This window comes from Azorhizobium sp. AG788, from assembly GCF_943371865.1.
Lineage (GTDB): Bacteria > Pseudomonadota > Alphaproteobacteria > Rhizobiales > Xanthobacteraceae > Azorhizobium.
Map to the genome: position 1 here is coordinate 90,254 of NZ_CALRWL010000014.1, position 20,430 is coordinate 110,683.

Sequence of the window (20,430 nt, forward strand, 5' to 3'; positions counted from 1 at the left end):
GCCCCGCGGTTTCCGAGCGCGGGGCGCGTTCTCGACCTCCTTACTGGAACGTCCTGGGGCACTGCCGCCCTGGGACGTTTTTTTCGCTCCGCGTTTGGGGCCCCTTCGCGCTGGACGCGCATCGGGCGAGATACCCGCCATCCGGGTGTCGGCGGAAATTGCAGCTTTCGTCCATTATCTTCAATGCCGGCGCAGCCTCATATCCGCCGCATCTTCCGGGAGGTTAGGTCGGGGCGTTGGCCGTCGTCGCGTAATATCCGTGCCAGGGCATCGATTGCACGCTATGAGGCCCGTGCAGGTACTCCTGGGGGATAACCCTGGGTTCGAAGATCCGACGCGGACGCACCGCGCTTGCATCAGCGCTTGCGCCGCGACGCGACGTGACCGAAAAGAACGCTATGACCATACGTCACCTGGCTTGCCTCCGCTGCGTCCTGCCCCGCATCCGAACCGGGTGCCTCGGTGCGATTGCGCGCAGGATCCGTGCTGGGTGAGCGCCATGGACGCCCCCACCGACAGCCCGCCGGACGGCGCACGGATTGAAGACAGCCACGCCTTGGTGCGCGCCGCCCTGGCCCGGGTGCTGGGGTCCGACGAGTTCATCTCGTCGCCCCGGCTCGCGGATTTCCTGCGGTTCGTGGTCGAAGCCACGCTCGCCGGCCGGGCCGAGGAGATCAAGGGCTACACCATTGCCGTCGAAGCCTTGGGGCGGCCCAGTTCCTTCGACCCGCAGACCGACCCCATCGTCCGGGTGGAAGCCACGCGCCTGCGCCGGGCCCTTGAGCGCTATTACGCCTCGGTCGGGCCGGACGAGACGCTGGAGATTTTCATTCCCAAGGGCAGCTATGTGCCCCAGTTCCGGCCGCGTGGCGACCCGATCGAACCCGGCGGAGCGGCCGAGGCGCTGCCGGCGCCCGGGGTCGCGCCCGCGATCACCGCACCCAGGCGGCGGCCGCTGGGGTGGGTCGTCGGCCTGCTGCTGGTGCTGTTCGGCGTCACCCTGGGTTGGACCAGCCTGCGCTACGGCGTCGACCCCACCGGTCCCTTGGCGCGAGTCCTCGGCACCGGCCGGGACGGCCCGCGGGACCTGGCCGACCGGCTGGGCATGCCGATCCTCGACGTCAGGCCGTTCGAGACCGTCGGCAGCCGTGCGCCGACACCGGCGGAAACCCATGCCATCGAGGCACGCCTGCGCGATGCCTTCGCACGGTTTGATTTCGTGGACGTCATGGAGCCCGGGCAGGAAGCGCAGCTGCGCGAATGCCGGGAGCCCCCGCCTCGCTCTGTCTTCGCCCTGACAGGGCTGGCGGAAGGCCGGGAGGATGGCACATTCTCGCTGCTGGTGCGTCTGTCGGACCGCTGCGAGGGCACCATTGTCTGGACCACCGCCTTCGAGGGGTTGAAGCGCGGCGCCGAGATGCCGGCCACGGAGGTCCGCGTGGTGCGGGATACCGCCGTGGCGCTGATGCAGTCCTACAGCGTGCTGCCGACCCGTGCCCGGGCGCAGGCCCGCGCCGATGCGGTCCCGTCCGGCTTCGGCTGCATCGCCCAGGCCTATGCCTCCGGCCGGGCCTCCGGCGCCCCGCCATCCGGCAAGGTGCGCGAGTGTCTCGACCAGGTGGCGGAAAAGCACACGGGCTTTGCCCTGGCCCATGCGGCAAAGGCCCAGCTCCTCCTGGAGGACACCCGCCGTCATCCCGAGGCGGCGCCGGACCCGTCGGCACTGACGCAGATGCTGCGGGAGGCGGAGCTGGCCGCCGACCTGTCGCCTACCAGCGCCTATGCGGCACGGGTGCTGGCCTGGGTGGATTTCTCCCGTGGCGAGAGCGACGCCGCCTTGGCCGCGGCGGAGCGGGCGCTGGCATTGAACCCGCTGGATTTTGACGTCAGCGCCGAAATGGGCACGGTGCTGATCGGCCTTGGCAAGCCGGCCCAGGGCGAGGCGCTCCTGTCCTTCGCCCGCAGCCATGGCGCGCTGAAGACGCCCTTGCAGGATGCCTATCTCGGGGTTTCGGCCTTTCTGCGCGAGGATGCCCATGCGGCGGGCACGCTGGTGACGCCGTTGCAGTTGCACCCCACCCCGGAAAGCCGGGTGGCCCTGGCACTGGCGCTGCACACGTTGGGCCGTACCGACGAAGAGCGGGAAGTGGTCTCCGCTTTGGCGCGGGACACCAGCGGCGGTGCGGTCGGGGTCCGGCGGGTGGTGCAGGGCCTCCTGCCGCTGGCCAGTGTCGCGGAACCCGTCTTGTCCGAATTGGAAGCCGCCGGACTGGCACCGCGGACACCCGCGCAGCACCCGCGTGGCTAGCAGCGCCTGATCCGGTCACCGATCTGCCCCTGGGGCATGGCCGCTCCCCGGTTGTGGGTCATTGCCAAACACCGTTCCAATGCTGATATCGCATTGCGAGTAGAAGAGAGGAATTCCGTGCCGGATGCCTGAGGCCCCGCCGGTGCCGCGCGGGCCGTGGGCTCCGCAGTTCCGGCGCACAGGATCGGCGAGCAATTGACCATGGCAGAACCCACCACCTCCCCCCTGAGCGACCGGCAATTCGCCCTGATCGCCCGCGCACTGGCCGAGCCGCGCCGCTTCGAGATTCTGCGCCAATTGGGCGAGCGCTCCGGTGCGACGCCTTGCGCATGCCTGCAGCAGGCCCATCCGGTCAGCGCCGCCACGGTCTCGCATCACCTTAAGGAACTGGAGACCGCGGGCCTGATCGAGATCCGACGCGAAGGCAAGTTCGCGCACCTGACCTTGCAGCGCGAGGTGCTGCGCGCCTACGCCGAGCAACTCGCCAAAATTTAGCGATCCATGGGGTGATGGCGCGGGCTTGCACTCAACGATTAGACACTTATCTAAACGTCGAAGTTTCAACCCAATCGACGGAACACGGATCATGAGCAAGCTGGCAAACAAGGTCGCGGTGGTGACAGGGGCGGCCAAGGGCATCGGCGCGGGCATCGCCAAGGCGCTGGCGGCGGAAGGCGCCGCGGTGGTGGTGAATTACGCGGCGAGCAAGGCTGGGGCGGAGCGCGTGGTCAGCGAGATCACCGCCGCCGGTGGCAAGGCCGTCGCCATCCAGGCCGACGTCTCGAAGCCGGACGACATCGCCCGCCTGTTCGCGCAGACCCAGGCGGCGTTCGGCACCCTCGATGTGCTGGTGAACAATGCCGGCGTCTATCAGATGGCCCCGCTGGAACAGGTCAGCGCGGCGGAGTTCCATCGCCAGTTCGACACCAATGTGCTGGGCGTCCTGCTCGCCAGCCAGGAAGCGCTGAAGCATTTCGGCCCGGCCGGCGGCAGCATCGTTAATATCGGCTCGGTGATCACCAATCTCGGGATGCCGACCTCCAGCGTCTATACCGGCACCAAGGCGGCCGTGAAGGCCATCACCGAGGTGCTGGCCAAGGAACTGGCGGCGCGGCACATCCGGGTCAACACCATCAGTCCCGGCATGGTGGAAACCGAAGGCACCCATGCGGCCGGCATCGTCGGCAGCGAGATGGAAACCCAGGTGGTCGCCACCACCCCGCTGGGCCGCATGGGCCAGCCGAGCGACATCGCCCCGGTGGCGGTGTTCCTGGCCTCGGACGATGCCCGCTGGATCACCGGCGAGACCCTGATCGTCTCCGGCGGCGTGCGCTGAGCGCGGCGTGCGGCGCGGGGCTCTCGGCCCGCGCCGCACGCGCGTCAGACCTGTGCCTCAGAGGATGTAGCGGCTGAGATCCGCATTCTTGGACAGGTCTTCCACCCGGTCACGCACATAGGTGGCATCGATCACCACCGTCTCGCCGGAGCGATCGGGGGCGGTGAAGGACAGATCGTCCAGCACCCGCTCCATCACTGTCTGGAGCCGGCGGGCGCCGATATTCTCCACCGTGGAATTCACCGCCACCGCCACGTCGGCGATGGCCTCCACCGCGTCGGCGGTGATTTCCAGCGTCACCCCTTCGGTGCCCATGAGCGCCAACGACTGCTTCACCAGGCTGGCCTCGGTCTCGGTGAGGATGCGCACGAAATCGGCGCGGGTCAGGGCTTCCAGCTCCACCCGGATCGGCAGGCGGCCCTGCAATTCCGGCAGCAGGTCGGAGGGCTTCGACACATGGAAGGCGCCGGAGGCGATGAACAGGATATGGTCGGTCTTCACCGGGCCGTGCTTGGTGGAGACCGTGGTGCCCTCGATCAGCGGCAGCAGATCCCGCTGCACGCCCTCGCGGGACACGTCGGCGCCGGAGCGCCCTTCGCGGCCGGCGATCTTGTCGATCTCGTCCAGGAAGACGATGCCGTTATTCTCCACCGCATAGATCGCTTCCTGGGTGGTGGCGTCCTGGTCGATGAGCTTGTCGGCCTCTTCGGTCACCAGCAGCGGATGGGCATCCTTCACCAGCACCCGCCGCGCCTTGGGACGTCCGCCAAGGGCCTTGCCCAGCATGTCGCCCAGGGAGACCGCGCCCATCTGCGCGCCGGGCATGCCGGGGATCTCGAACATGGGCAGGCCCTGTCCGCCGCCCTGAAGCTCGATCTCCACTTCCTTGTCGTCCATTTCCCCGGCCCGCAACTTGCGGCGGAAGGAATCGCGGGTGGTGGCGGAGGCGGCGACGCCCACCAAGGCGTCCAGCACCCGCTCCTCGGCGGCGAGATGCGCGCGGGCCTGCACGTCCTTGCGCTTGGCCTCGCGCACCAGGCCGATGCCCACTTCCACCAGATCGCGGATGATCTGCTCCACATCGCGGCCCACATAGCCCACTTCCGTGAACTTGGTGGCTTCCACCTTGAGGAACGGCGCCCCGGCCAGGCGTGCCAGCCGACGCGAGATCTCGGTCTTGCCCACCCCGGTGGGACCGATCATCAGGATGTTCTTGGGCAGAACCTCCTCGCGCATGTGGCCTTCCAGCTGCTGCCGCCGCCAGCGATTGCGCAGGGCGATGGCCACCGCCCGCTTGGCCTTGGCCTGGCCGACGATGTGGCGGTCCAGCTCGGACACGATCTCGCGGGGGGAAAAGTCACTCATGGGTCCGGGTCTCTCGTATCCCAACAAGGAGGATGCTGCGGCGCTCAGGCAATGACATGGGCGGCGGCCCAGATCAGCCGATGCTCTCCACCGTGATGTTGCGGTTGGTATAGACGCAGATATCGGCGGCGATCTCCAGCGAGCGGCGCACGATGGCCTCCGGGTCGTCCTCCCGGTCCAGCAAGGCGCGGGCGGCGGCCAGGGCGAACATGCCACCCGATCCGATGGCGGCAACGCCCGCCTCCGGCTCCAGCACGTCGCCGGTGCCGGTGAGCACCAGCGAGACCTGGGCATCGGCCACGATCATCATGGCTTCCAGCCGGCGCAGATAACGGTCGGTGCGCCAGTCCTTGGCCAGCTCGACGGCGGCGCGCTGCAACTGGCCGGGATACTGCTCCAGCTTGGCTTCCAGGCGCTCGAACAAGGTGAAGGCGTCGGCGGTGGCGCCGGCAAATCCGCCGATGACGTCGCCCTTGCCCAGGCGGCGCACCTTGCGCGCATTGGACTTCAGCACGGTCTGGCCCAGCGTCACCTGCCCGTCGCCGGCGATGGACACGCGCCCGCCCTTGCGGACCGAGACGATGGTTGTGCCATAAATGGTATCGGGAGAATGCATGAAACGCTCCGGTGACGCAGCCTTACTTAAGACGTTCCGCCGCCGGTGCAACGTCCCTCACGCCGCATCGGGCACCGGGGGCGGCGCCATGCGCAGCGCCGGGGCAATGCCTGCCAGCACCGCCAGGCCGCCCACGGCCACCAGCGCTCCGGCGGGCACCAGCGAGAGCAGGCTGGTGAGCAGCCCGGAGCCGAGCACGCACAGCGCGATGCTGGCACTGGACAGACCCAGCACCCAGCCGCGCTCGGTCTCGTCCACCGCACCGGACATGGCGGAGAGCAGCGAGATGAAGGCCACAACATTGATGCAGCAGATGGCGACCGCCAGGGCCACCTGCGCCACCGCGGGCAACGGCAGGCCGGCGAGGACGATCAGGCCACCGCAGCCCGCCAGGGAGACGGCGGCCATGTCCCGCTCGCGCGGCAGGCGGGCGCTGATCCAGCCATAGAGCAGCGCCGAGCCGCAGGTAAATCCGATCCCCATGCCCACGGAGAACAGGCCCACGTCCGCGGTGGTAAACCCGTGCTGGCGCTGCATGATGATGAGAATGAGGGTGTAATAGATCAGGAAGCCCAGCTGAAACAGGAAGAAGGCCGCCAGCGGCGGCACCACCTGCGGGCGATCCTTCAGCCGCGCGAACAACAGGAATGGCTGGCGCCAGTCGAAATGAAACGCCCGCAGGCGCGTTTCTGCGTCGAACCGCGCCCGTGCCAGCAGCACCGCATTGTAGATGCACAGCACCAAAGCGAAGGCCAAAGGCAGGCGCAGATCGAAATGCCCCAGCACGCCGCCGATGGCCGGCCCGGCCATCAGCCCCACCGTATTGACCAGCGTCACCTGCGCCATGGCCGCGCCGCGCTCGGCGGGGGCGACCGCATCCACCATGCTGGCCTGGGCGATGGGCGAGGTGCCGGACATCAGCCCGGCCACCAGCCGGCCGGCAAAGAACAGCCACAGCAGGGAGACTTCCAACGCCAGCCACATCAGCCCATAGCCCACCGCCAGGCCGGCCATGCACACCACCAGCGTCTTGCGCCGCCCAAAGGCGTCGGAGAGATCCCCCAGCAGCGAACTGCCGAAGAAGGCGCCAATGGGAAACAGGGAGAAGGCCAGCGACATCAGCGTGTCCCGCATGGCGGGGCTATAGGGCGCCACCAGAGGCGAGGTGGCGAACAGGCCCACGATCAGCGGATACATCAAGCCGAACGAGAGAATGTCGAGGAACACCGCGAGGAACAGAGCGGCGTGGCTGCGAAACAATCCGACGTTCATCTGGCCTGCTTCCCCCGAACGACATCACGGCACGCACTGTGGCCAGTCCCGCACCGCAGCGCCAGTGACACCGACAATATGTGCCGCGCTTAATCCGGCACCGCCGCCGCGCCGTGCAGGAACGCAGTGACCACATCAACAAAGGCCTGCGGCGCCTCGATCATGGGGCAATGGCCCGTGTCGGGGCCCTCCACCAGCACCGCGCCGGGAATGGCGGCTGCGATGGCGCGGGCGAAGGCGGGCGCGAAAATGCGGTCCTGCGGCGTCCCCATCACCAGGGTCGGCGCCGTGATGGCGCCAAGGCGCTCCAGCGTATCCGCCGCCAGGCTGGCATCCGCCTGCCGATGGAACGCCGCCACCTCCTGCAGCGGCCCAGCGGCCACCACCTGCCGGGCGATCGCTTCCAGGGCATTGGCCTCCAGGAAGCTGCGGCCCAAAGTGAAGGTGGCCAGCGCGCGGATATAAGTCACCGGATTGCCCACCTCCGCCCGCAGGCGCTTCAGCAATTCCAGCACGCCGCGGGAATAGAGGTCGTTGCGGGCAAAGGTGCAGGCCAGCACCAGCCGATCCACCCGCTCCGGCGCCAGCAACGCCAGTTCCTGCGCCACCACCCCGCCCAGGGAATGGCCCAGCACATGGGCGCGCCCGATCCCGGCGGCATCCATCACCGCCAGAGCATCCTGCGCCATGTCGACGGCGGTGTAAGGCCCGTCGGCGCGGTCGCTATGGCCCACATCCCGATGGTCGAACGCCAGGGTCGTGAAGCCGGCCAGCAGTGGCCGGGCGAGCGACCAGAAGGCCCGATCCGCGGACAGGCCGCCGATGAGCACCAGCGGCGGGCCGTCGCCCTCCACGTCATAGGCCAGGCGCAAACCCGCATGGATTGGAAATTCAGTCATCGGCCCGCCCCACCGGCTGTGAACCACCCAACCACACCGGACCAAGGCGGGACCGTCAAGCCTCTACTGCGCTACGGCATGTCGCTGCGGCATTGCGGGGCTGGCGCATGGCACATGCAGCCGTCACATGGCCGCCATATGGCGTTGCAGCACGCTACCTGCTAGAAGGCGCGGCCTTGGAGGAGTTCCATGCGTACCGCTGAGATCGTTCGCGAGACCAAAGAGACGAAGGTCCGCCTCGCCGTCAATCTTGACGGGACGGGGAAGGCCACCATTTCGACCGGCATCGGGTTCTTCGACCATATGCTCGATCTCCTGGCCCGCCACGCCCGGTTCGACCTCGAGATCGAGGCCAAGGGCGACCTCCATGTGGACTTCCACCACACCACCGAGGATGTGGGCATCGTGCTCGGCCAGGCGGTGAAGCGCGCGCTGGGCGACATGCGCGGCATCACCCGCTATGCGGATCTGCATTTGCCCATGGACGAGACGCTGACCCGCGTCGCCCTGGACATTTCCGGCCGGCCCTATCTGGTGTTCCGCACCGAATTCCGCGTGGCCAAGATCGGCGAATTCGACACCGAGCTGGTGCGCGAATTCTTCCAGGCGTTCGCCTCCAATGCCGGCGTGACGCTGCATGTGGAGACGCTCTACGGCGACAATGCCCACCACATCGCCGAAAGCTGCTTCAAGGGCCTCGCCCGCGCGCTGCGCGGGGCGGTGGCCATCGATGCGGCCGCCAGCGGCGAGATCCCCTCCACCAAGGGCGCCCTGGGCGGCTGAAGGAGGTCCTATGGCGAGCTGGACCGTTCTCACCAAGGACGTGGCGGGCGACACCCCGCTGCGGGCGGCGGAGCGCGTGGTGTTCGTGCGCGAGGCCTTCTCCTGGATGGCCCTCATCTTCGCGCCGCTGGTGCTGCTGCGCTATCGGCTGTGGCTGGCGTTCATCGGCTATCTGGTGGTGTCGGTGCTGCTGGCCGTGGCCGGCCTGCGGTTCGGCCTGCCCGATACGGTCTCCACGGCGGTGGAGGTCGGCATCCATATGCTCATCGCCCTGGAACTGCCCAGCCTGCGCATCGCCAAGCTCCGCTGGCGCGGCTTTGAGGAGGCGGGCAGCCTGGTCGCCCGCGACCAGATGGAAGCGGAACTGCGCTTCTTCGCCCAAGGCTGGCCGCTGGCCGCGCCCGCCCCGGCCCGGTCGCAGCGCCCGCAGACCCCTCGCTCCACCGCCGGTGGTGCGCCCACCGTGATCGGCTCGTTTCCGGAACCTTACGCCCCATGACCGTCGCCATCGTTGATTACGGCTCCGGCAACCTGCACTCGGCGGCCAAGGCCATCGAGCGCGCCGCGCTGGACACCGGCGCCGAGCGCGTGGTGGTCACCAGTGATCCCGCCGTAGTGCGCGCCGCCGATCGCGTGGTTCTGCCCGGCGTCGGCGCCTTCGCCGATTGCCGGCGCGGCCTGGATGGCGTGCCCGGCATGGTGGAGGCGCTGGAGGAGACAGTGCACGGCAAGGGCCGGCCCTTCCTCGGCATCTGCGTCGGCCTGCAATTACTGGCCGAACAGGGCCTGGAGCACGGCACCACCGCGGGCCTCGGCTGGATCAAGGGCGTGGTGGACCGCATCACCCCGTCCGATCCCGCGCTGAAGATCCCGCACATGGGCTGGAACACGCTGACCCCAGCGCGGGCGCATCCCCTGCTGGACGGCATCGCTTTGGGCGATAACGGCTTGCACGCTTATTTCGTGCATTCCTACGCCTTCCAGCTGGCCGACCCGGCCGATCTCGTCGCCACCACGAACTACGGCGGGGCCATCACTGCGATGGTCGCCCGCGATAATGTGGCCGGCACTCAATTCCATCCCGAGAAGAGTCAGAGGCTGGGCCTCGCCCTTCTCGCCAATTTCCTGAAGTGGCGCCCGTGATCCTGTTTCCCGCCATCGATCTGAAGGACGGCCTCGCCGTGCGCCTGGAACAGGGCGACATGGCGCGGGCCACCGTGTTCAATCGCGATCCCGCCAGCCAGGCCGGCGAGTTCGAAGCCCTGGGCTTCCGCTATCTGCATCTGGTGGACCTGGACGGCGCCTTCGCCGGCAAGCCGGTGAATTCCGCCGCCGTCGACCGCATCCTGGAGACCGTCTCCATTCCGGTGCAGCTGGGCGGCGGCATTCGCGACATGGCCACCGTCACCGCCTGGCTGGAGAAGGGCGTCACCCGCGTCATCCTCGGCACCGCCGCGGTACGCGATCCCGATTTCGTCCGCGCCGCCGCCAAGGCCTATCCTGGCCGGGTTGCCGTGGGCCTCGATGCCCGCGACGGGCAGGTGGCCGTGCAAGGCTGGGCGGAAACCTCCGATCTGCCCGCCGTGGACATCGCCCGCCGGTTCGAGGACGCGGGCGTTGCCGCCCTCATCTATACCGACATTGCCCGCGACGGCCTGCGGAAGGGCCTGAACATGGACGCCACCATCGCCCTGGCGGATGCGGTGAGCATCCCGGTAATCGCCTCCGGCGGTCTCGGCTCGCTGGCGGACGTGGAAGCCCTGGTGGCGCCGCGCGCCCGCAAATTGGCCGGCGCCATCACCGGCCGCGCGCTCTATGACGGCCGCCTCGATCCCGGCGCGGCGCTTGCCCTCGTGGCCGGACGGAACTGAGGCGCCACCATGCTGAAGGTCCGCGTCATCCCCTGCCTGGACGTGAAGGACGGCCGCGTCGTCAAGGGCGTGCAGTTCGTCGATCTGCGCGATGCCGGCGACCCGGTGGAAGCTGCGCGCGCCTATGACGCCGCCGGCGCCGACGAACTGACCTTCCTCGATATCGCCGCCAGCCACGAAAATCGCGGCACCATCCTCGACGTGGTCCAGCGCACCGCCGAGCAATGCTTCATGCCGCTGACCGTGGGCGGCGGCGTGCGCACGGTGGACGATGTGCGCGCTCTGCTCCAGGCCGGCGCCGACAAGGTGGCCATCAACACTGCCGCCGTCGCCCGCCGCGCCTTCGTGGGCGAGGCGGCGGAAAAGTTCGGCGAGCAGTGCATCGTGGTGGCCATCGACGCCAAGAAGGTGTCCGGCCCCGGCGAAGCGCCCCGCTGGGAAATCTTCACCCATGGCGGGCGCAAGCCCACCGGCATCGACGTCGTGCAATATGCCCGCGACGTGGTGGATCTGGGCGCGGGCGAACTGCTGCTCACCTCCATGGATCGCGACGGCACCGGCATCGGCTTTGATACCGCGCTGACCCGCGCGGTGTCGGATGCGGTGCATGTGCCGGTGATCGCCTCCGGCGGCGTCGGCACCCTGGATCATCTGGTGGAGGGCATCCGCGAGGGTGGCGCCTCCGCAGTGCTGGCGGCGTCCATCTTCCACTTCGGCACCTTCACCGTGCAGCAGGCCAAGGAGCGGCTGGCGCAGGCGGGGCTGCCGGTGCGGTTAGAAATCTGAGACGCCGTCCAAGAGACCTAAAACCTAAGTCGCCTTGCGCGGCGGCGGCAGTTGCTTTGAAACAGCGGCAGGCTTTGCCAAGCGTGCCGGGATCAGCCCTCCCCATCCGGGAGGCACAGCATGTCTGGGACCACCATGAGCGAAGAGCGCGTGACCCTCGCCGACCTGGAACGCATCGTCGCTGACCGGGCGCGGGTGGATGCCGGCGCCTCCTATACCCGGTCCCTGCTGGACAAGGGCATTGCCAAATGCGCCCAGAAGGTGGGCGAGGAGGCGGTGGAGACCGCGCTGGCGGCGGTGGCCGGCGAGCGGGCGGAGTTCGTCTCCGAAGTCGCCGACCTGCTTTATCATCTTGCGGTGCTGCTCCATGCCAAGGGCGTGCCGCTCGATGATGTTCACGCGGAATTGGCCCGGCGTACCAGCCGATCCGGCCACGAGGAAAAAGCTTCGAGACAACGGAGCTGAGATGGCCGTGAAGGAAACGCACTGATGGATCAAAGGCTCGATCCCGGCCTGTCCCCCTACCGCAGCTTCGCGCGCGCGGAATGGGCGCAGCTGCGCGAGGATACGCCCATGCCGCTGCGGCAGGACGAGATCGTCCGCCTCCAGGGCCTGAATGACCGGCTGTCGCTTCGGGAAGTGGAGGAGATCTATCTCCCGCTCTCGCGCCTGCTGTCGCTGTATGTGGGCGCGACGCAGAAACTGTTTCGCGCCATGAGCCACTTCCTCGACCACACCAACACCGGTGAGGGCAAGATGCCCTACATCATCGGCGTTGCCGGCTCGGTGGCGGTGGGCAAGTCCACCACCGCCCGCGTGCTGCAGGCGCTGCTGGCCCGCTGGCCCAACACCCCCAAGGTGGATCTGGTGACCACCGATGGCTTCCTGCTGCCCAATGCGGTGCTGGAGCGGGAAGGGCTGATGGAGAAGAAGGGCTTTCCCGAAAGCTACGACCTCTCGCTGCTGCTGCGCTTCCTCACCGACATCAAGGCCGGACGCCGGCCGGTGAAGGCGCCGCTCTATTCGCATTTCTTCTACGACGTGATGCCCGACCAGACGGTGGAAGTGGACCGCCCGGACATTCTGATCGTGGAGGGCCTGAACGTGCTCCAGACCGGCCGCCCGCCCCGCGACGGCAAGGCGATCCCGTTCGTCTCCGACTTCTTCGACTTCTCGGTCTATATCGACGCCGACGATGACGTGCTGGAGCATTGGTATGTGCAGCGCTTCATGCGGCTGCGGGAGACGGCCTTCAAGGACCCGCTCTCCTATTTCCATCGCTATTCCAAGCTGTCGGAATCCGAGGCGGTTGCCACCGCGCTGTCGATCTGGCACCGCATCAACCTGCCGAACCTGAACGAGAACATCCTGCCCACCCGCCAGCGCGCCAATCTGATCCTGCGCAAAGCCGGGGACCATGAGGTGGAAGAGGTGCTGTTGCGCAAGCTGTGAACCAGAGGGCGCGGCGCGTTTCCCGCGCCCGCTCTGACAGCGCCCCCACAACAAGCCGCACGAAAAAAGGCCCGCCAAAGCGGGCCTTTTTTCGTGAAGTCATGGCCCGACGCGGGCCGAAGCCCGGTGCCGGGACGGATGAGGCGTGCGCCTGGAGGATCCCCCCAGGCACAGGCACTCAGTTGTCGAACTGCGGCTCGGCGGTGGTGCCGGTCGCGGGTGCGGCGTCTTCTCCGCCCTCTTCCTGATTGCGGAAGCGGCGACGACGGCGGCCGAACCGCGGGTTGTCGGCGTCACTGGCCTCGGTCTCTTCCGGGGTGCTGGGGGCGGCGCGCTCCTTCACCACCGGGGTCGCAACCGGGCTGGTGATGAACGAGGGCAGACCCAGCTGCGGCTGCACATCCTCACGCTCCTTGCGGGCGCGGGAGGCGCGGGGGGCCGGAGCGGGAGCAACGGCCGCCGGGGCGGGCGCGGCAACGGCGGGAGCCACGTAAGGGGCCTCATCTTCCACCGGGCGCGGGGCGCGCGGTTCCCGGGGCGGACGGGGCGTATAGGCCTCGCCTTCCTCGCGGGGGGCACGGGGCGCACGGGCGGCATAACCGCCCTCGCCTTCCACCCGCGGGGCGCGGGGGGGACGCGGCGCATAGGTGTTGCCATCGGCGTCATCCCGCGGCGGACGCGGCGCGCGGGCCACATAACCCTCGCCCTCCTCGCGGGGGGGACGGGGCGCGCGGGCGACGTAGCCCTCGCCTTCTTCCCGGGGCTGACGCGGCGGACGGGGCGCATAATTGCCCTCGGTGCCTTCCTCGCGCGGCGGACGGGCCTCGCGGGGCGGACGCTGCTGGTAATTGCCCTGCTGCTCGTCGTCGCGGTTGCGCTGGCCGCGGAACTCGCGCGGCTGGTAATTGCCCTCGCCGCCCTCGTCGTCGCGGGGCCGGCGCGGCTGATTGTTGGGATTGTTGTTCTGGCGATTGTCGCGGGGCTGGCGCTGCTGGTTGTCGCGCGGGCCCTGGTTGTCGCGCTGCTGATAGTTCTGCTCACGCGGCTGGTAGTTCTGCTCGCGGGGCTGATAGTTGGGCTGGGGGGGATCAAAGCCGCCCAGATCCTCCATCTCGTCGTCTTCCATCTCATCCTCACGGCCGAAGCCGGGCTGAGTGGCCATCTGGCCCTGGAGAGCGGCGATGAGGCGCTGATAGTGCTCGGCGTGCTGATAGTAATTTTCAGCGGCGACATAATCCCCGGACGAATGGGAATCCCGAGCGAGCTGTTGATACTTTTCGGCAATGTGATGCGCTGTACCGCGGACCTTCACATCCGGACCGTTGGACTCATAGACCCGGGTCATCGGGTTGGAGCCGCGGCGGTTATTATTCCGGCCGCGCATGCGCTTCTGCTGACCATTTCTCATGTGAATCGTTCTCTACTCGCTCGGCTGTTCCGCCGCCGCCTGCGTCCGAACCGAAACACCGGGCGCTGGTACAGCGTCCGCTACGGCCGGCTTTCGAAAGCCCGATGAAGTCACGAATGCCCTCGACCGAAGGCTGCGCTCAACGGTTGTCACGTTCGTTCCGAACAAAACGAATTCAGGATCTGTGTGACCATGAGCCCCGCTCCGCGCGTTCCCGCGCGGCAAGCTACGTCAAACCTCAACGTTACGGATGCGTCCCGAACGCGAGGACCTAGCGTCATTGATCGTTCCGAGAAGACAGCCGCAACACGACATTCGCGCGTCGCCGGCTTGCGCCTTCCGCAGCGTCCGAGAGATCCTGTCCAGATTTCGGAAGCTCGCACCAGCCCCTCAGGCCACTGCATCGGTTCGATACCTGTACCGACACTAGCCAGTTCGACCTTGCCTTCCAAGCGATTTTTTCAGCCCCACGCCGCACCGCAATACAATCCGCGCCCTCGACGCAACCCACGGAGATCCCAAGCCGTCTCACGGCCGGCTCGCGGTCAGCGCCCGCGCCACCCCGCCAAGATCGGGCCGCGCGGCATGCGTGGGCGGCAGGCCCGCCGCGCAGAGCAACGCGGTGACGGCCGCCTCCTGGCCGATGCCCAGTTCCAGCACCAGCACGCCGCCGGGCGCCAGAAGCCGTGGCGCCTCCTGGATTATGGCCCGGTAGGCCACGAGCCCGTCCGGCCCCCCATCCAGCGCTGCCATGGGGTCATTCTCGCGCACATCGATGGCCAGTCCGGCAATGTCGCCGGTGGGGATATAGGGCGGGTTCGACACCACCAGATCAAACGGTCCATCCACCGCTGCGGCCCAATCCCCCACCAGCACGGCACCGCGCCGGTTCAATCCTGCGCGCGCCAGATTGTCGCGGGCGGTGGCGGCCGCGCCGGGGGATTGATCGATCCCCAGACCCCAGGCGGTGGGCAATTCCACCAGGATCGCGGCGAGAATCGCCCCCGATCCGGTGCCCAGGTCCAGCACCCGGAGCGGCCCCGCCCGGCCCTTGAGCGCATCGAGCGCGGCTTCCACCACGGTCTCGGTGTCCGGGCGCGGCACCAGCGTGTCCGGCGAGAGGGTGAAGGGCAGGCTCCAGAATTCCTTCTCGCCCAGGATCCGCGCCACCGGCACGCCCGCCAGCCGCTGCGCCAGCATCTGCGCGAAGGATGCGGCCCCGGCCGGGCTCACCAGATCAGGCCCGGCCACCCGCAGTGCGGCGGCGGACAGGCCCAGCGCTTGGGCCAGCAGCAGGCCCGCATCCAGATCCGGGCTGTCGATCCCCGCCGCAGCGAGGCGCGCGGCGGCCTCCCGGCGCAGGGCACCCACCGTGCCGGGCGCCCGGTGCGGCATGGCTCAGTCCCGCTCCGAGGCGGCCATCAGGCCGGCCTGATGCTCGGTGATCAGCGCGTCCAGTACCTCGTCCAGGGCCTGGCCGGTGATCACCTCCTCCAATTTGTAGAGGGTGAGGTTGATGCGGTGGTCGGTGAGGCGCCCTTGGGGGAAATTATAGGTGCGGATGCGCTCGGAGCGATCACCCGAGCCCACCTGCCCGCGCCGGTCGGCGGAGCGGGCATTGTCCTGGCGCTGGCGCTCCTCATCCAGCATGCGCGAGCGCAGCAGCGCCATGGCGCGGGCCTTGTTGCGATGCTGCGAGCGCTCGTCCTGGACCGCCACCACGATGCCCGTGGGCAGATGGGTGATGCGCACCGCGCTCTCGGTCTTGTTCACATGCTGCCCGCCCGCCCCCTGGGCGCGGTAGACATCGATGCGCAGATCGCTCTCATTGATGTCCACGTCCACCTCTTCCGCCTCCGGCAACACCGCCACGGTGGCGGCGGAGGTGTGGATGCGGCCGGAGGCCTCGGTGTCGGGCACCCGCTGCACCCGGTGGACGCCGGATTCGAACTTCAGCCGGGCATAGGCGCCGCGCCCGTGCACCGCGGCGATGACTTCCTTGTAGCCGCCCATGGAGCCCTCGCTTTCGGAGAGCACCTCCACGCTCCAGCCCTTCTCGGCGGCGTAGCGGGAATACATGCGGAACAGATCGCCGGCGAACAGCGCCGCCTCGTCGCCACCAGTGCCGGCGCGCACTTCCAGGATGATGCCGCGCTCATCCATGGCGTCCTTCGGCAGCAGGGCGACGCGCACCTCCTTGGCGAGGCTGTCGAGCTGGGCTTCCAGGCGCTCCACCTCGCTCTGGGCGAGATCGCGCATTTCCGGGTCGGCCAGCATCTCGCGGGCGTCCGACAGATCCTGCTCGGCGGCGCGCAGCGCCCGCACCTGCTCCACCACTGGAGAGAGATCGGAAAACTCGCGCCCGAGGCGGACATATTCCTCGCCCTCGGCGCCGGCGGCCAGCATCGCCTCCACCTCGGCGTGGCGCGCAACCACCTGGTCGAGCTTGGCGGTGGGCAAATCGATGCTCATGCCAGCACTCCCCATGCCGACGGGCGGACCGACGGAACAGAAGATGCAACGGAGAGGTAGGCGGGGGACATGATCGTCAGCAGACTATACCGGGCAAGATAGGGGACCAGGAGAGAGGAGGCGCGACACGAGACATCGCCGCCGGCCTGCGCCGCCGGCAGCACACGCCCCATTCTAGATCGGCAAGCCGCTCTTCTCCGCGAATTCCTTGAGGCGGGCGCGCACATCCACGCCGCCGGTGGTCTGGTCCAGCAGGGGCTGGAGCACGGCGCGGGCGGCGCCCACGTCCAGTTCCAGCACCACGGACTTCACCGGCCCCACCGATGCAGGCGACAGCGACAGCGACCGATAGCCCAATGCCGCCAGCGCCACCGCCTCCAGCGGGCGCGAGGCCAGCTCACCACACAAAGTCACAGGCTTGCCATGGCGCTCGCCGGCCTCCGCCACCATGCGGAACGCCCGCAGCGCCGCCGGCGACAGCGGATCGAACCGGTCCGCCACCCGCACGTTGGAGCGGTCGGCGGCGAACAGGAACTGCACCAGATCGTTGGAGCCGACCGACAGGAAGTCCGCCCGGGACAGCATCTCGTCCAGCTGGAACAGCAGCGAAGGCACCTCCACCATGGCGCCCACGAACACCTTCTCGGGCAGCGCATGGCCGTGCTTGCGCAGATGGGTTAGCTCGCGCTCCAGGATGGCTTTCGCCTGATCGAACTCGCCCACGTCCGCCACCATGGGGAACATCATGCGCAGTTCGCGGCCGGCGCCGGCCCGCAGCAAGGCACGGATCTGGCTGCGCAGCAGGCCGGGGCGATCGATGCCCAGGCGAATGGCGCGCCAACCCAAGGCGGGGTTCTCTTCCTCCACCGTGCGCATGTAGGGCAGCACCTTGTCGCCGCCGATATCCAGGGTGCGGAAGGTGACGGGCCGCTCCCCCGCCGCATCCAGCACCGCCCGATAGAGGGTCAGCTGCTCGGAAATGCGCGGGAAGGTGGACGCGACCATGAACTGCAATTCGGTGCGGAACAGGCCGATGCCCGCAGCCCCGGTCTCGGCAATATGCGGCAGGTCCACCAGCAGGCCGGCATTCAGATTGAGGTCGATGGCGACCCCGTCCTTGGTGATGCAGGGGATGTCGCGCAGCGCCGCATAGCGCGCCTGCCGCTTGGCGCGGAACCGCACCTTCTCCGCATAGGCCTCTTCGACGTCACCGGGCGGGCGCAGATGCACCTCGCCCGCCTGCCCGTCCACGATCACCGGATCGCCGGTTTCCGCCAGGCTGGAGGCATTCTCCACCTGGCCCACGGCGGCGATGCCCAGCGCGCGGGCGACGATGGTCACATGGCTGGTGGTGCCGCCCTCTTCCAGCACCAGGCCGCGAATGCGGGTGCGGTCATAGTCCAGCAGCGCCGCGGGGCTCATGTTGCGGGCAACCAGAATGGCGTTTTCCGGCAGGTCCGAGCGCTCGGACGCGCGGGTGCGGCCGGTCAGCTCGCGCAGCAGCCGGTTGGCCAGATCGTCCAGATCGTGCAGGCGCTCGCGCAGATAGGGGTCGGAGGCGCGCATGATGCGGGCACGGGTGTCGGACTGCACCCGCTCCACCGCGCCCTCGGCGGTGAGGCCGGACAGCACCGCCTCGCGCATCCGGTGCATCCAGCCGCGGTCATGGGCGAACATGCGATAGGCTTCGAGGATCTCGCGATGCTCGCCGGCCTTCGACAGTCCGTCATCCTCCAGCAGCAGGTCGATGGACGCGCGCAATTTGCCGATGGCCCCGTCCAGGCGGGCCGTTTCCTTGGTCGGATCGTCGGCAATGACATTGGTGATCACGATGCGCGGCTCGTGCAGCACCACATGGCCCAGGCCCAGCCCATCGGCCAAAGGCGTGCCGGTGAGGTGCAGCGGCCGGCGCACCGCCGGCTCGGCGCCGGGCTTGGCCAGCGCGGTCAGTTCGCCGGAGGCGATCATCTCCGCCAGCACCATGGCGGTGGTCTGGAGCGCCTCGATCTCTTCGTCGGTATAGGTGCGCCGGGCCCGGTTCTGCACCACCAGCACGCCCAGCGTATTGCCGCCGCGCAGGATCGGCACGCCCAGGAAGGAGTTGTAGATCTCTTCGCCCGTTTCCGGCCGGTAGGAGAATTCCGGATGGTTCTGGGCGTCGGACAGGGCCAGCGATTCGGCTTCGCGGGCGACGTGGCCCACCAAGCCTTCGTCGGTGCGCATCACGGTCAGATGCACCGCGTCGCGATTCAGGCCCTCGGTGGCGTAGAGCTCCAGGGTGGAGTCCACGCGCAGCACATAGACCGAGCAGACTTCCGCCACCATATTGGCAGCGATCAGCACCACGATCTTATCCAGGCGATCCTGCGCGCTGACCGGCTCCGCCATGACTTCGCGGAGGCGTCTCAAGAGCACGCGGGGACCGCCGAGCGCGCCACGCATCGACCGCATCCTTAGAAAAGGGGTGGCCGGGGACCGCCAACCCGGAACGGGTCGGCGGACGGCGCCCCCCGGCAACTGTAACCTGGGGCGACTTTAACCTGGAATCAGAATGCAGCGACCAACCTGCGGTACAAGTTGGCGCCGCTGCATCCTACTTATCCAGCCCGTATAGCGAATGGAGAGTCCGCACGGCAAGCTCGGTATAGGCCGCATCGATCAGGATCGAGATTTTGATCTCGGAGGTGGTGATCGCGCGGATGTTGATGCCCTTGGCCGCCAGCGCCCGGAAGGCATCGGCGGCGACGCCTGCGTGGGACCGCATGCCGATGCCGATCACCGACACCTTGGTGACATCCACGGCCCCTTCCACCACTTCGAAGCCGATGCTCGCCTTGGCGTTTTCCAGCACGGCCTTGGCGCGCTCGTAATCGGCGGTGGGCACGGTGAAGGTAATGTCCGTATAGCGGCCATCGGACGACACGTTCTGGACGATCATGTCCACATTGATGTGCGCCTCGGCCAGCGGGCCGAACACGGAGGCGGCAATGCCGGGCTTGTCCTCCACGCGGCGGATCGAGACCTGGGCCTCGTCCCTGGCGAAGGCGATGCCCGTGACCACCTGGGCTTCCATCTGGTTTGCCACGATTTCCTCCTCATCGCAGATCAGCGTGCCGGCTGCTTCCACGGTGCCCATGTGGGGCGCGTCTGGGTCTTCGAAGCTGGAGCGCACGAAGGTGCGCACCTGGTGCACCATGGCCAGCTCGACCGAACGCACCTGCAGCACCTTGGCGCCCAGCGACGCCATTTCCAGCATTTCTTCGAAGGCGATGCGATCCAGCCGCCGGGCCTTGGGCACCATGCGCGGATCGGTGGTGTAGACGCCGTCCACATCCGTATAGATGTCACAGCGCTCGGCGCCGATGGCGGCGGCGATGGCCACCGCGCTGGTGTCCGAGCCGCCCCGGCCCAAGGTGGTCAGGCGCCCGGACGGCAGATGAATGCCCTGGAAGCCCGCCACCACCGCCACTTGCCCGGTGTCCATCTGCCCGGTGAGCGCAGTGCCGTCGATCTCCAGGATGCGGGCGGAGCCATGGGCGTCGTCGGTGGAGATGGGCACCTGCCAGCCCTGCCAGGAGCGGGCCGGAATGCCCAGTTCCTGCAAGGTGATGGCCAGCAGACCCGAGGTCACCTGCTCGCCCGAGGCCACCACCGCATCATATTCGCGCGGATCGTAGAGCGCGGACGAGTCCTTGCACCAGCCGACCAATTCATTGGTCTTGCCGGACATGGCGGACACCACGACCGCCACTTGATAGCCGGCGTCCACTTCGCGCTTCACATGGCGCGCCACATTGCGGATGCGTTCGATGGTGGCGACAGACGTGCCGCCGAACTTCATGACCAGCCGAGCCATTGCTCG

At 68.2% G+C, this 20,430-nt stretch carries 19 protein-coding genes; 10 read left to right on the plus strand and 9 right to left on the minus strand.

All coding sequences use genetic code 11. From position 1 onward, the window contains the following. The first annotated feature begins 499 nt into the window (after nucleotides 1–499). The 3 genes from AAG816_RS10740 to AAG816_RS10750 all read left to right on the plus strand — a co-directional run bounded on the left by AAG816_RS10740 (nucleotide 500) and on the right by AAG816_RS10750 (nucleotide 3,644). Nucleotides 500–2,308: a hypothetical protein gene (locus AAG816_RS10740; RefSeq protein WP_341989608.1), complete on the plus strand. Its 1,809-nt coding sequence runs from the start codon at nucleotides 500–502 to the stop codon at nucleotides 2,306–2,308. Nucleotides 2,309–2,509: 201 nt separating this feature from the next. Beyond that, complete coding sequence (locus AAG816_RS10745; protein ID WP_341989609.1) at nucleotides 2,510–2,803, plus strand: metalloregulator ArsR/SmtB family transcription factor; 294 nt, start codon at nucleotides 2,510–2,512, stop codon at nucleotides 2,801–2,803. 91 nt (nucleotides 2,804–2,894) lie between these two features. Further along, nucleotides 2,895–3,644, plus strand: coding sequence for a glucose 1-dehydrogenase (locus AAG816_RS10750; protein WP_341989610.1), 750 nt, complete (start codon nucleotides 2,895–2,897; stop codon nucleotides 3,642–3,644). A gap of 57 nt (nucleotides 3,645–3,701) precedes the next feature. On the opposite strand, the gene hslU is transcribed toward AAG816_RS10750, so the two are convergent. The 4 genes from hslU to AAG816_RS10770 form a co-directional block, all read right to left on the minus strand. Continuing rightward, nucleotides 3,702–5,009, minus strand: a complete 1,308-nt coding sequence (hslU, locus tag AAG816_RS10755) for an ATP-dependent protease ATPase subunit HslU (RefSeq protein WP_341989611.1) — start codon at nucleotides 5,007–5,009, stop codon at nucleotides 3,702–3,704. 73 nt (nucleotides 5,010–5,082) lie between these two features. Continuing rightward, nucleotides 5,083–5,625, minus strand: a complete 543-nt coding sequence (gene hslV / locus AAG816_RS10760; RefSeq protein WP_341989612.1) for an ATP-dependent protease subunit HslV — start codon at nucleotides 5,623–5,625, stop codon at nucleotides 5,083–5,085. 57 nt (nucleotides 5,626–5,682) lie between these two features. Further along, complete coding sequence (locus tag AAG816_RS10765; RefSeq protein ID WP_341989613.1) at nucleotides 5,683–6,897, minus strand: MFS transporter; 1,215 nt, start codon at nucleotides 6,895–6,897, stop codon at nucleotides 5,683–5,685. Between the two features lie 89 nt (nucleotides 6,898–6,986). Beyond that, entirely contained in the window at nucleotides 6,987–7,796 is an 810-nt protein-coding gene (locus tag AAG816_RS10770; RefSeq protein WP_341989614.1) for an alpha/beta fold hydrolase, read from the minus strand. Between the two features lie 189 nt (nucleotides 7,797–7,985). Here AAG816_RS10770 and hisB point away from each other — a divergent pair, with 189 nt between their 5' ends. The 7 genes from hisB (at nucleotide 7,986) to coaA (ending at nucleotide 12,688) form a co-directional block, all read left to right on the plus strand. Beyond that, nucleotides 7,986–8,579, plus strand: a complete 594-nt coding sequence (gene hisB, locus AAG816_RS10775; protein ID WP_341989615.1) for an imidazoleglycerol-phosphate dehydratase HisB — start codon at nucleotides 7,986–7,988, stop codon at nucleotides 8,577–8,579. 10 nt (nucleotides 8,580–8,589) lie between these two features. Next, a complete protein-coding gene (locus AAG816_RS10780; RefSeq protein WP_341989616.1) occupies nucleotides 8,590–9,078 on the plus strand; it encodes a DUF2628 domain-containing protein in 489 nt (162 codons plus the stop codon). Further along, nucleotides 9,075–9,722 (plus strand): imidazole glycerol phosphate synthase subunit HisH, encoded by a 648-nt coding sequence (gene hisH / locus AAG816_RS10785; protein ID WP_341989617.1) that lies wholly within the window; start codon nucleotides 9,075–9,077, stop codon nucleotides 9,720–9,722. Before AAG816_RS10780 ends, hisH begins: the two co-directional genes overlap by 4 nt. Then, a complete protein-coding gene (gene hisA / locus AAG816_RS10790; protein ID WP_341989618.1) occupies nucleotides 9,719–10,450 on the plus strand; it encodes a 1-(5-phosphoribosyl)-5-[(5-phosphoribosylamino)methylideneamino]imidazole-4-carboxamide isomerase in 732 nt (243 codons plus the stop codon). Before hisH ends, hisA begins: the two co-directional genes overlap by 4 nt. A 9-nt stretch (nucleotides 10,451–10,459) precedes the next feature. Next, nucleotides 10,460–11,236 (plus strand): imidazole glycerol phosphate synthase subunit HisF, encoded by a 777-nt coding sequence (hisF, locus tag AAG816_RS10795; protein ID WP_341989619.1) that lies wholly within the window; start codon nucleotides 10,460–10,462, stop codon nucleotides 11,234–11,236. A 120-nt stretch (nucleotides 11,237–11,356) separates the two neighbouring features. Further along, entirely contained in the window at nucleotides 11,357–11,701 is a 345-nt protein-coding gene (locus AAG816_RS10800) for a phosphoribosyl-ATP diphosphatase (protein WP_341989620.1), read from the plus strand. A 24-nt stretch (nucleotides 11,702–11,725) separates the two neighbouring features. Then, nucleotides 11,726–12,688 (plus strand): type I pantothenate kinase, encoded by a 963-nt coding sequence (gene coaA / locus AAG816_RS10805; RefSeq protein WP_341989621.1) that lies wholly within the window; start codon nucleotides 11,726–11,728, stop codon nucleotides 12,686–12,688. A 178-nt stretch (nucleotides 12,689–12,866) separates the two neighbouring features. Here coaA and AAG816_RS10810 read toward each other — a convergent pair whose 3' ends face one another. From AAG816_RS10810 to AAG816_RS10830, 5 genes are all read right to left on the minus strand, one after another. Then, complete coding sequence (locus AAG816_RS10810; protein ID WP_341989622.1) at nucleotides 12,867–14,072, minus strand: DUF4167 domain-containing protein; 1,206 nt, start codon at nucleotides 14,070–14,072, stop codon at nucleotides 12,867–12,869. 552 nt (nucleotides 14,073–14,624) lie between these two features. Then, nucleotides 14,625–15,491, minus strand: a complete 867-nt coding sequence (gene prmC / locus AAG816_RS10815) for a peptide chain release factor N(5)-glutamine methyltransferase (protein ID WP_341989623.1) — start codon at nucleotides 15,489–15,491, stop codon at nucleotides 14,625–14,627. Nucleotides 15,492–15,494: 3 nt separating this feature from the next. After that, nucleotides 15,495–16,568, minus strand: a complete 1,074-nt coding sequence (gene prfA / locus AAG816_RS10820) for a peptide chain release factor 1 (protein ID WP_341989624.1) — start codon at nucleotides 16,566–16,568, stop codon at nucleotides 15,495–15,497. Nucleotides 16,569–16,742: 174 nt separating this feature from the next. Beyond that, a complete protein-coding gene (gene ptsP / locus AAG816_RS10825; protein WP_341989625.1) occupies nucleotides 16,743–19,010 on the minus strand; it encodes a phosphoenolpyruvate--protein phosphotransferase in 2,268 nt (755 codons plus the stop codon). Between the two features lie 151 nt (nucleotides 19,011–19,161). Beyond that, on the minus strand, nucleotides 19,162–20,424 hold the full coding sequence (locus tag AAG816_RS10830) for an aspartate kinase (protein WP_341989626.1): 1,263 nt from the start codon (nucleotides 20,422–20,424) through the stop codon (nucleotides 19,162–19,164). Between the last annotated feature and the right edge of the window lie 6 nt (nucleotides 20,425–20,430).